The sequence below is a fragment of the Methylocaldum sp. 14B genome (assembly GCF_002005105.1).
In the GTDB taxonomy this organism is placed as follows: domain Bacteria; phylum Pseudomonadota; class Gammaproteobacteria; order Methylococcales; family Methylococcaceae; genus Methylocaldum.
Genome location: NZ_MSCV01000021.1, coordinates 23,069 through 34,944, shown reverse-complemented (window position 1 = coordinate 34,944; position 11,876 = coordinate 23,069). Strand labels below are relative to the sequence as shown.

Here is an 11,876-nt window from a genome sequence, read left to right as displayed (position 1 = left end):
GAGGTGGCTTGTGTCCACGCCGATTCGGACCGGAGCTTCGGATATTGCCGCGAAAGAACCGCCCTTGTTCAGTCTGAAGCGTCTGGTGCTGGTACTGGCGAGCTATGCGGCGCTCTACCTGACGGCTCGCTGGTATGAGGGGACTTACGCGTGGTCGACCGGGCTCGACGCTTTTGCGCCGGAGTTCGAGACCTACTGGATGAATCTCTTTTACGCCGAAATCTTGGTGGAAACGATCGTGGCCGCTCTTCTTTGGGGCTGGCTATGGCGGAGCCGGGATCGCAATTTGGAGAGGTACTGGGCGCACTTCATCGACACCGAGACAGCGCTGTCCAGAGCGAAAGGCGAAGCCTTGCGCGAACTGTTATGGAAAACGCGTGATCGCGATGTCGTGACATTGACCCCGCGCGAGGAGCTGCGCCGGAACATGACCCACCTGATCTGGCTGGCCGCTTATGCGTGGGCTTTCTATTGGGGAACCAGCTTCTTCACGGAGCAGGATGCGACCTGGCATCAAACGGTCGTGCGCGACACCGACTTTACCCCCAATCACATCATCGTGTTCTACATGAGCTACCCCGTTTACATCATTACCGGCTGGGGTGCCTTTCTGTACGCGAAGACGCGCCTGCCATACTTCGCCAAGGGATTTTCCGTGCCCTACCTGTTTTCCGTGGTCGGCCCGTTCACGCTTTTGCCGAACGTCGGTTACAACGAATGGGGTCACACCTTCTGGTTCATGGAAGAAGTGTTCGTAGCGCCCCTGCACTACGGCTTCGTCGTTTTCGCCTGGTTCGCGCTGTCGATCGGCGGCGTATTGCTGCAGGTGTTTGCCAGCATTTTGTATCTGATCAAAAAAGACCTGTCGCCCGAGCCGGATTCGCGACCAACGCCGAACGGCTAAAAGCGCTAGATCACGGCGGCGTGAAAGTGGTTGCCTTGGGGGCCGACATCGAGAATCATTGCGACATCGCCGTCGTCCGGTCTCGGCTCAAGACCGGCCGTGGCAAGAATTGCTTTAGCACCGACTCTTTATCATCGACCGATGGAGCAAAGGGCATGGATACATTCATGCAGGCTGCGTTCGAAGAAGCCGAGAAGGGATTGCAGACCGGGGGAATACCGATCGGATCGGTGCTGGTGCATCGGGATCGCATCATCGGTCGCGGCCACAACCGGCGCGTACAGCAGGGGAGCCCCATTTTGCATGCGGAAATGGACGCCTTGGCGAATGCCGGACGTCAGCCCGCATCGGTTTATCGCGAGAGCACGCTTTATACGACGCTATCGCCCTGCGCCATGTGCACGGGAGCGATTTTGCTGTACCAAATTCCCAGGGTCGTGATCGGCGAGAACCGGACATTCCTCGGTGAAGAGGAACTGCTGCGGTCGCGCGGCATTTCCGTCGAGGTACGCAACGCCCCCGACTGTATTCGCCTCATGTCGCGCTTCATCGAGACTCACCCCGAGCTGTGGGGAGAAGATATCGGTGTCTAAAACGAGCTCAAACTATTAACCCGGCCTATAAATATAGGCCGGGTTAATCCGGGGCAAGGATGCCCCGGCGCGGCGACAAGCCGCGTGAGCCCAGGCCGGGCGTGTACCGGCCTGGGCGGCGGCCCGAAATACCAGGAGGGTATTTACGGGCCTGATTAATAGGGTGATCGCGCTACGGGGCAACGCCCCTCGTGAGTCGTAGGTCGGCAATCCATTGCCGACAAACTGTGTCTGTCAGGATGGAGCCCCGCCCCTTACGGGTTGTAGGTCGATACTCCCTTGCCGACAACCGCTAGAGCATTTTTATACCTACTGTACGGGCATTCTGCGTAGGTCGGGAATTCCTTCCCGACGCCGAAGCCGCCCTTCCCGACGGTGCAGTTGGGCCAGCGGGTTCGTCGGCAAAGGATTGCCGACCTACGAAAGCTTGAGTCGATCTACCCTGGCCGAAGGCGCCAACGACTCCGGCCAGGCCTGTTTTGCCGTAGAGCGAGATGAAAACGCTCTAAAACGCGGACAGCCGGCGTATTCTCCATGGAAGCGCCTGCATGACCTTGGGAAACCGGCGCGTCACGATCTCGCCGATACCGCCGCGCGCAGTCACCATGTAGCGGTGGAGCAGCAAGGCTTCCGTCCTCATGCTCAGCGGCAGCGCGGCCGTCTTGACGGCGCAGCTGTCCAGCCATTCGATTCCGGTGCCTAGGAGGTCCGCATCGTCATGGAGGCGGTGAATGCCCTCCAAATCCAGCAGAAAACCCGGACCGCATCGGGCATAGGGCGGACTCTCGTCGTAGGCCATCTTGAACCCGAAGCATCCCGGAGGCGCGAGGAAGGCGCTGCGCGCCGCGACCAGCCTGTCGCCGACCCGCAAAGTAAGCAGCGAGAGGCGCTTACGGCGGTGCGCCTCTTTGAGAATGTCCTTGGCGATCGCAGCGCCATCGGGCATGGATGCCATGGAGGTGCCGATCTTTCCCTTCCATTGGCTGAATTCCAGGGAGATGAATTCGTCGAAAAGACGGTCGACGTCGTCGGATCTGTCGAGATCGGCGACCCGTACCGGTCCTAGATCCTCGAGCAGGCGGCGCAAGCGCCTGAGATGTCGGCGCCGTTTGCCCGACAGTACGCGTGCGAAATAGGTCTCGGCATCCGTTTGGCGGCGGTACAGGTGCGATTCGCGGACATCATGTACATGGCACAATCGATGGTCCTCGGTAAGCCAGCACTCGGCCGCGCGGAGGATCTCGCTGTCGCCGGGCAGGTCCTTGAACAGGATGATAGTCGGCGGGTGCTGCCGGGCGAGCAGCCATCGGCCCAATGCCGCCAGGCTGTTGCCGACCGCCCCGTAGCGGAGCAGCGGCGTGCGGCGCAGCGTCCAACGATACGCGTCCTGCCACGGACGCAGACAGCGAACCGGGCACAGCGGGTGGAGCAGTGTCTGCTCGAACGGGAAGAAGCCGATCAGCGTTTCGGGCGCTTCCGAACCGCTGTCGTCGGTCCCGTGAACGAGCAGAAAACGCAGGCGCTGCTTGCTTTTCGAGGCCTTGAGCAGCGGCAGAAGATACCACGATTCGTAGAAAGGATTGGGATGTGCCGCGTTTTCCGCCAGGTGTTCGAGAGCCTCGCGATGGTGTTCGACGCCTTCGATCGTGTCGATGACGGTGACCGAACCTAGGCGCGCATCCCCGAACGGAAATATACTCGGCCGAGAGACGCCGCGCGCGGCTCGGGCAGTTCGGTTCAACCAGTCATTCCTGCCCGTCGAGTGCCGTTTCAATACCCGCCTCCGAGCGTCCCGCGCGGGACAAGGGTTTGCGCAGTCCTTTCATGTTTGGAGGAGTGGAGCGCTCTCGAACCCTATCGGGCTCGATTGGAAACCTGATCACATCGTCGGGAGGAGAGAGGAATCTTGTTTGCTCTCGGTTCGACAGGATCGGCTCGGGGCCGGAAATGCGTGATGACTCGTTCATGGAATCCCTTCGCAGAAAACGTAAAGAACGTCAGTGTAGAAGCCTTGGCGTCCCTGATCGTGAAATAATGGGATTTGGACAAAATGTCGTCAAGAGGCGATCCGAAACGATCATCGAGGTGCCGAGCCATGCGTGTTACCGTTCGATCCCGATTTAAACCGAGCGTGCCGGCGGCTCTGCTGGCCGCGCTGGCGGGTTGCGCTTCGCAGCCGGATTTGGGGTCGTCCGGCCGGTGGGTGGACCTCACCCATTCTTTTTCTGCCGAGACCGTGTACTGGCCCACTGCGACGCCCTTCCGTCTGGAACCGGTGTTTGTCGGGACGACCGAAAAGGGCTTTCATTACGAGGCCTATCAGTTCCAAGCGGCGGAACATGGCGGCACTCATCTGGATGCCTCGAATCATTTTTCCGCTCACGGTCTCGCGGTCGACCGGATTCCGCTCGACCGGCTGATCGGTCCAGCCGTCGTGATCGACGTATCGTCCAATGCCGTGAAAAATCCCGATTACAGGGTGGGCCAAGACGATTTTGCCGCTTGGGAAAAGAGCCACGGACCGATACCCGAAGAGGCGATCGTATTGCTGCATACGGGCTATGGCCGGTTTTGGCCGGACCCGGTCAAGTATTTGGGTACCGCCGAGCGGGGCGAGGCGGCGGTGGCGAAACTCCACTTTCCCGGCCTGGCCCCCGAAGCCGCGCGCTGGTTGGCCGAACGGCGCCGCATCAAAGCCGTCGGATTGGATACGGCGAGCATCGACTATGGGCAGTCATCGCATTTCGAGGCCCATAGAATTCTCTCGGAAAAGCGCATTCCGATTTTCGAAAACGTCGCCCGGCTCGGCGAACTGCCCACGACGGGCGCCATGGTGGTGGCCCTGCCGATGAAGATCGAGGGCGGCAGCGGCGCGCCTCTCCGGATTATCGCGTGGGTGCCTGGAAAGAATCGATAAGGCGGTTGCGGGACTAATTTACGGCTTGTGGGAGCGGGCTAAAGTGAAGTAGGTCGGCAATCCTTTGCCGACGCACCGGGTCGACAACGGGCTTGGTCGGCAAAGGGTTGCCGACCTACGACCTGTCGTTTCCCGGTTCATGACTTCCGGTCCTGCCCGGCATCCGCTGCGAAAAACGATATCCCCTGCGCCAGCGGAAGAGCCTCTCCCCAATTGATGGTATTGGTCTGCCGCCGCATGTACATCTTCCAGGCATCGGAACCCGCTTCGCGACCGCCTCCGGTATCTTTCTCGCCGCCGAAGGCTCCGCCGATTTCGGCGCCCGACGTGCCGACATTAACATTGGCGATACCGCAGTCGCTGCCCGAAGCCGACAGGAACCGCTCGGCCGATCTGAGATTCAGCGTGAACAGCGACGAGGACAGTCCTTGCGATGCGCTGTTCTGCAGGGCGATCGCCTCTTCCAGACGGCGGAACGTCATCACGTAGACGATAGGCGCGAAGGTTTCGCGTTGCACGATGTCCCAGTGGTTTTCCGCCCGGATCAAGGTCGGCTCGACAAAGCAGCCGGGCCGATCGAGCACCCGGCCGCCGTAGAGCACCTCGCCGCCCTGGCGCCGTGCTGCATGCACGGCGTTACGGTACGCCTCGACGGCCGCCGGGTCGATGAGGGGGCCCATGAGGGTCGAAGGGTCCAGGGGATCGCCGATCCGCACTTGGCCGTAAGCCCGGATCAGCCTCTCGACCAGTTCGTCATGGACGTCCTCGTGGACGATCAGCCGCCGAATGCTGGTGCAGCGCTGGCCGGCCGTTCCCACCGCACCGAACACGATGGCCTGGAGCGCGAGGTTCAGGTCGGCGGTCTCGTCGACGATGACGGCATTGTTGCCGGACAGCTCCAGAAGGCTCCGCCCCAAGCGTTCGGCGACTTTCACCGCCACCTGGCGGCCCACGGCCGTGGAACCGGTGAAGGAGATCAAGGGCAGCCGCGCATCGCGGACGAAACGGTCCAGCAATTCCGGATTTTCCGGCAAGAAGGTGGAAAAGATACCCGGATACCCCATCTCCGCCACGGCTCGGTCGCACAGGTGCTGTACCGCCATGGCGCAAAGAGGCGTCTTGGGGGATGGCTTCCAGACCACGGTATCGCCGCACACCGCCGCGACGAACGCATTCCAGGACCAAACCGCCACCGGGAAATTGAAGCCCGTGATGACGCCTATCGGCCCCAAGGGATGCCATTGCTCGTAGAGCCGGTGTTCGGGGCGCTCGGAAGGCATCGTGATCCCGTACAACATGCGCGACAGCCCGACGGCATAGTCGGCCATGTCGATCATCTCCTGCACCTCGCCATCCCCTTCCGCCTTGATCTTTCCCGTTTCGAGCGCCACCAGGCTGCCCAAGGCATCCTTGTGTTCGCGCAAGGCATCGCCGATCCGGCGGACCAGCTCGCCGCGTTCGGGTGCCGGGACCAGGCGCCATTCCTCGAAGGCTTTCCGGGCCTCTTCCAGCACGGTTTCGTACTGCGCTTCCGAGCACAGCGTGACCTCGGCGATAATCTCGCCGGTAGCCGGATTGCAGGAGCTTAGCCGCGGAGCATCGCGAGCCTCCAGCCATCCTTCGTAGGCGGAATAGCTGCCGACGTTGACGTCCAGAAGATGCAAAGTCTCGAACAGTCGATCCTTGAAGGCGTTGTCGTGAATGTGCATAGGCGTTTTCCGGTTTGAGGCATAGAGCCTTGTGCCAGTTAGATTCGGGGCGGCAGGGAGAGGTTCGGATAGCCGAGATCATCAACCTTCCGAGACTTCGGCTGTCTAATCTATCGTAGGTCGGCAATCCCTTGCCGACACCGGGGGCGGCAAGCGGGTTCGTCGGCAAGGGATTGCCGACCTACGAAATCTGTCAATCGCCCCGAGTAGATCGGGGACTCTTTCCCAATCGCCAATAGTCGCTAAGTCGCGACCTTCCTTTTGGGAGAACGGTTTGGGACGAGGGTTTGCCTTAATCCCGCCCTATCGTACGCTTTTCACAGAGGCAGAGAGGTCTTGCAATGTCCAGCCCACATGATGACTTTGCCCACAGCCTGGTCCGCGAGGTGCTCGCGGGTCCGACCACCCTTCGCGCCCATCCCGATCGTCCCGCCAAGCTGCTGGTGCCGCGCCCCGACGGCCGGATGGCCGGCATCGATCTCACGCCTTTCGAAGCGGAACCCCAGCCGATGACCGCCGGCCATTATTTTCACGGAATCAGATCCGTAGATGAACTGCTGACGGCTTATCGGGAAGCTCGGCAGTCGAAACCGTTCGAAGAGGATCTGCCGGAAGCCTTGGAACACGTGGACCCTTATGCCCGCGAGTTTCTCGACGGCGTGCTGGCCCGTGCCCGGAGTTTTCTGACCGATGCCGAGGCGAAGCTGATCGGCGACTGGGTCGGCCGGCTCGATGTCTACGTGGCGGTCAAGGCCATCGAATCGCTGCTGTACAGCCAGGCCGATCTGACCTTGCTGAAGATCGCGCCGCGCCTGGGCTGGACCGTCCATTTCGATCATCTCGCGATCCGCTGCGGCTCGTCGGCCCACAGGGATGCCGAACGGGTCGTGGAAAACCTGCGCCGCCATCACGGCTATGTGCCCTCGCAAGTCGAAGGCGAAGATTTCTATCAGTTCGAGGACGGCTGGAACGCCTACCTGCTCTACAAAATCCTGGAAAACGGCCAGGTGCTGCGGCTGTTCATCGATCAGTCGGATGCCGATAATCCCACCCAGATCATCCAGCATTGGAATCACGTTTACGGCTACACCGCCCATCATCTGGCGATCCGGGCCACGCGGTTCGAGGAAGGCCGGCGCGTCGCGGTCGGTTTGTCGAAGCTGATGCATACCATGGAGGCGGAAGGCATAGCCATCATGACCCCGACGGGTGACTACACCGATCGGCTGCTGCTACAGGTATTCACCCGGCCCGAGCGGAACCGGGAAGTTCCGGAACGGATTCGGGAGGTCTTGAGGACTCACGGTGCGGAGCTGGAAACCGTCATCGAAAACGCCAAGCTCCTCGAACTTCTGTCGCGCCGGGAAACGAGCCCGGAACTGGCCGAGCGATTCTTCGCGCTGTACGACATTCCTTACGAGCGGGACAATCCGCTTCATTCCGCCCCGATCTACAACTATTTCCTGCCGGAACAGGCGGCCCATGTCATTCGTACCTCGGTCCAGACCGCCGCCTAGCGAGGAGACCATGTCATGCGGAACGTCTGCGTCCTGGGCGCCGGCACCATCGGTTCCCTGATTGCCGGCCTGCTTTCCCGAGCGGGCGACTATACCGTTCATCTGGTCGATCACGATGAAAACGCCCTGAAGCGGGCTGCCGAGGACATCGATCGGCAAAACCTGACGACCCTCGCCGTGGATGCGATCCACGGCAGCGGGCTCCGACATTGCCTGTCGGATTTTCCTTTCGGAGCAATCATCTCCGCGCTGCCGTACTACTGCAACCCGCTGGTGGCCGAGTACGCCATCGAATCGGGCCTGCATTATTTCGATCTGACCGAGGACGTGACCGTTACCCGTTACGTCCAGAACCTCAGTCAAGGCGCGGAGACCGCTTTCGTTCCGCAATGCGGCCTGGCGCCCGGTTTCATCAACATCGTGGCGAACGATCTGATGGGACATTTCGACGAACTGGACACCGTGAAGCTGCGGGTCGGCGCGCTGCCGGTGCATCCCAGCAACGTCCTGAAATACTCTCTTACCTGGTCCACCGACGGATTGATCAATGAATACGGCAATTTCTGCTATGGGCTCGAGGACGGCCACGAAGTCGTCCTGATGCCGCTGGAAGGCTATGAAACCATCGAAATCGACGGGCTGCTCTACGAAGCCTTCAACACCTCGGGCGGCCTCGGCACCCTGGCCGATACCTACAGCGGCAGGGTCAAGACGCTGAACTACAAAACCCTGCGCTATCCCGGCCACTGCGAGAAGATTCACTTCCTGATGCGGGACCTCAAGCTCAACAAAGATCGGGAAACCCTCAAACGCATCCTCGAAAACGCCATCCCCAAGACCGTGCAGGACGTGGTGCTGGTTTATGTCTCGGTCAGCGGCAAGCAGCGCGGCGAACTGTACGAAGAGAACTACGTGAAGAAAATTTATCCGCAGACGATCTACGGGAAGCTGTGGTCGGCCATCCAGGTGACCACCGCCGCCGCCGTGTGCGCAGTCGTCGATCAGGTGTTGAACCGGACCGAACTCTACCAAGGTTTCGTGACGCAGGAGAGCTTTCGGCTCGAGGATTTTTTGGAGAACCGGTTCGGGCGGTATTACCGATGAGGTGAATCGCCTGGATGCGAGGGTGTAGGATGCGCTGACGACGGAAGCGCATCGTTCGAGTCATTCACCCGCATCAAGGTCGAATTTCCCCATGTGGCTGGATAGATTCCCCGTTCGACAAAGTAATGAAAACTCGAATACGGCCAATTGCTAACCCGCTTTACCCAACGCGAACGATGCGCTTCGTCCCTCAACGCACCCCATGGCTCTAAACCGCTGTAATCCGGTTATAAGGAAGTGGAGGATAGGTTTTCCTTTTCCCCACGTGACAGCGGTCTATCCTCCGGATGGCGGTAGCCCGCCATGAGAGCCGCATGGCGCAGGGCGTCCAGGCGTTTGGCGTAGTGATGGTCCCGATGAATCAAGCTCAACACGTCCAGACCCCTCAATACCTTGACCAGTTGCGGCTGCATACCCACGAAGAAGAGGTGTTGTTTGTGCTCCCGAGTCATGCGGATCATGTCTTCCACCGCCTTGGCTGCCGACGTATCGATGAAAGGTACATCGGACAGGTCAAGGACCACGCTCTTGAAGGTGCTGAATTGCCGTACCCGCTCCAGGCGGCGGACCATGTTGTTGGCCGAGCCGAAACTCATGGGCCCATCGATATGGATAAGTATGATCTGGCCGTTGTTGCGGGCCAGGATGGCCGCCTCCTCGGAGATCAGGGGCGGTTCCGGAGCCTCGTGGGTGATGATGCGCAGTCTCGATTCTTCGAATTCCCCCATGCGCTTTACGAACAGGAGGTTCGCCAGTACCACGCCAACGCCCACCGCCTGGATGAGATCCACGAATACCGTCAGGCCCAGCACCACCAGCATGATCAGCACGTCGGCCCGTGGCGCATGAACGACATGCCGCACGAACCACCAGTCGATGATATCGATGCCCACCTTGAGCAGGATGCCGGCGAGTACGGCAAGCGGGATCTTTTCGGCTAACGGGCCCAGCCCCAATAGGATGGCCAGGAGGAACACTGCGTGGAGCATGCCCGAAAGGGGCGTGCGTCCACCGGTGCGAACGTTGACCACCGAGCGCATGGTGGCCCCGGCTCCGGGTAATCCGCCGAAGAACCCGGCGACTATATTGCCGATGCCCTGGCCGATACACTCCCGATTCGAATCGTGCTGGGTCCGGGTGAGATTGTCGCAAATCAGCGAGGTTAGCAGGCTGTCGATGGTTCCCAAAAGGGCCAGGATCGCCGCCGATTCCAGCATCACCAGCAAGAGACCGGCCTGAAAAGTCGGGATGATGAGGGTGGGAAAGCCTTCCGGCACCTCGCCGATGACCGGCGCGGCCGGTAGCCAGAAATAGGCGGTGAGCGTGCCGATTACCAGGGCCAGGACCGGCGGCGGAACCCACTGGCCAATACGGACGGGGGTCAGCGACACGATCCCCAGTGAGAGGAGGGTGAGTCCGACCGCCTGGGGATTGAGGCTGTCCCAGAACTCCGGGATCGCCCGTAGCGTGGCCAGCACCCCTTCCGGTTTGGGGGAGTGCCCCAGCAGGGCGGGAATTTGCAGAATGAGAATGATGCAGCCGATCCCGCTCATAAAGCCGGAAATCACCGGAAACGGGACCAGCCGAATGTAGCGCCCCCATTTGAGGAGGCCGATGAGAATCTGGATGACGCCGCCCATCATCACGACAGTGAAGGCGAGGGCGGGTTGATGGACATAGAGCAGGAGGACTTCGGCCATGACCACGGTCATCGGACCCGTGGGGCCGGAGACCTGAGCGGGCGTTCCGCCGAACAAGGCGGCGAAAAAACCCACGAAGATGGCTCCATAGAGTCCGGCGATGGCCCCTGCCCCGGAGGTTACGCCGAAGGCAAGCGCCAAAGGAAGGGCCACGACCGTGGCAACGAGGCCGCCGTAGATGTCGCCGCGAAGATTATTGAAGTGAAGACCGTAGATCAGCGGTTTCATGGTTCGATCTCTCTTGCCACATTTCAGGCGGCGACAATCTTAGCGGCAACTGCTTATCGGCAGCCTATCTGTGGGCAAGTGTACATCTCCGGTATAGACGGACGAAATGGCGCACCCGAGAACGGATTCCTCGAGCCGCAAGCCCGGCGGGCGATCCTGATGCAGGAGAGCGATATGAGCTTCAAGGCATTAGATGATTCGTTTGACGGCAAGCTGCATGGCGGAGGGGATGGGTACGGACGGGTGCTCCGGCAGAGCGAGAAACTGGCCGCGTCCAGGGACATAGGCGAAAACTTCGGCCTTATCGATCTTGTAAACCCAGCCATAGAGCTTGATAGTCCCTCGGACGAGTCCCGCGGCAACCACGGGGTGCGTACGCAGGTTTTCCAATTGAACTAAAACATTCTCTTGCACGGCGGCCGTCAAGAGGGAATTGCCTTCCAGATGAGCGTAATTTTCCCGAGTGATCCGGCGGGTCGCCTCGGCATGGCCGAGCCAAGCGCGAGCGGCCGGGAGGTCGGCCACGCTTTCCGGGCCGCTCAGCAGCGCCTGCATGGCCCCGCAATAGGTATGGCCGCAAACGATGATTTCCTTCACTCCCAGATTGGCGACGGCGTACTCGATGGTGGCCGCTTCCCCGCCGCCGCTAGCCCCATAAGGAGGAATGATATTCCCCGCATTCCGCAGGATGAACAGGTCGCCCGGTTTCGACTGCGTGATCCAGTTCGGGTCGATACGCGAATCTGAGCAGGTAATGAAAAGGGCAAGTGGATTCTGCCCGCCCGCCAGCTTTTTGAATGACTCTCTCTCTGACTTCGAGAGGCTCTGCTGAAACCTGTGAAAGCCTTCCACCAGTTCTTTCATGGGATTAACCTTCCTCACCATGGGCACACGCGCAGGGACGTCTTATTCAGCTCAGAGTGATACCGCCCCGCCGACTCACAGATACAAATTCGGTGGTTTAATCTCTTTGACCGTACCGGGCTTCTTGGTTCAGCAACCGCTTTTGGAAGCCGTGCCGGAAAACCGCTGCGACTCCTAATTCCATTCGGCATTCGAGTGAACATTCATCGTAGGATGGGTAGAGCGAAGCGAAACCCATCGATGGCGGGTTGGCCCCTAGTCTCAGCTCGGGACAGGCCCTTCGACAGGCTCAGGACAGGCTCCGCGTAACCCGCCGACCCTTCGACTTGGCTCAGGACAG

General features: G+C 60.4%; 9 protein-coding genes. 5 read left to right on the top strand and 4 right to left on the bottom strand.

What is annotated here, in order from left to right; translation table 11 throughout:
- Window positions 1–10 precede the first annotated feature (10 nt).
- Both B2A78_RS15555 and B2A78_RS15550 read left to right on the top strand, forming a co-directional pair.
- A complete protein-coding gene (locus B2A78_RS15555) occupies window positions 11–904 on the top strand; it encodes a methane monooxygenase/ammonia monooxygenase subunit C (RefSeq protein WP_240502553.1) in 894 nt (297 codons plus the stop codon).
- 155 nt (window positions 905–1,059) lie between these two features.
- Entirely contained in the window at window positions 1,060–1,497 is a 438-nt protein-coding gene (locus B2A78_RS15550; protein WP_077730981.1) for a nucleoside deaminase, read from the top strand.
- 505 nt (window positions 1,498–2,002) lie between these two features.
- On the opposite strand, the gene B2A78_RS15545 is transcribed toward B2A78_RS15550, so the two are convergent.
- Window positions 2,003–3,238 (bottom strand): GNAT family N-acetyltransferase, encoded by a 1,236-nt coding sequence (locus B2A78_RS15545; protein WP_077730927.1) that lies wholly within the window; start codon window positions 3,236–3,238, stop codon window positions 2,003–2,005.
- Window positions 3,239–3,592: 354 nt separating this feature from the next.
- Here B2A78_RS15545 and B2A78_RS15540 point away from each other — a divergent pair, with 354 nt between their 5' ends.
- Window positions 3,593–4,414, top strand: a complete 822-nt coding sequence (locus tag B2A78_RS15540; protein ID WP_077730926.1) for a cyclase family protein — start codon at window positions 3,593–3,595, stop codon at window positions 4,412–4,414.
- A 137-nt stretch (window positions 4,415–4,551) separates the two neighbouring features.
- On the opposite strand, the gene B2A78_RS15535 is transcribed toward B2A78_RS15540, so the two are convergent.
- Window positions 4,552–6,123, bottom strand: coding sequence for an aldehyde dehydrogenase family protein (locus B2A78_RS15535; RefSeq protein ID WP_077730925.1), 1,572 nt, complete (start codon window positions 6,121–6,123; stop codon window positions 4,552–4,554).
- A 341-nt stretch (window positions 6,124–6,464) separates the two neighbouring features.
- Here B2A78_RS15535 and B2A78_RS15530 point away from each other — a divergent pair, with 341 nt between their 5' ends.
- Together B2A78_RS15530 and B2A78_RS15525 are read left to right on the top strand one after the other, a co-directional pair.
- Entirely contained in the window at window positions 6,465–7,640 is a 1,176-nt protein-coding gene (locus B2A78_RS15530; RefSeq protein ID WP_077730924.1) for a hypothetical protein, read from the top strand.
- Window positions 7,641–7,655: 15 nt separating this feature from the next.
- Window positions 7,656–8,744, top strand: coding sequence for a saccharopine dehydrogenase C-terminal domain-containing protein (locus tag B2A78_RS15525; protein WP_077730923.1), 1,089 nt, complete (start codon window positions 7,656–7,658; stop codon window positions 8,742–8,744).
- Window positions 8,745–8,971: 227 nt separating this feature from the next.
- Here the strand turns inward: B2A78_RS15525 and B2A78_RS15520 are convergent, their stop codons facing one another.
- Both B2A78_RS15520 and B2A78_RS15515 read right to left on the bottom strand, forming a co-directional pair.
- A complete protein-coding gene (locus tag B2A78_RS15520) occupies window positions 8,972–10,672 on the bottom strand; it encodes a SulP family inorganic anion transporter (protein WP_077730922.1) in 1,701 nt (566 codons plus the stop codon).
- A 189-nt stretch (window positions 10,673–10,861) separates the two neighbouring features.
- The gene (locus B2A78_RS15515) at window positions 10,862–11,536 is read right to left on the bottom strand and encodes a carbonic anhydrase (protein WP_077730921.1); all 675 of its coding nucleotides are present in this window, start codon (window positions 11,534–11,536) and stop codon (window positions 10,862–10,864) included.
- Window positions 11,537–11,876: the final 340 nt, after the last annotated feature.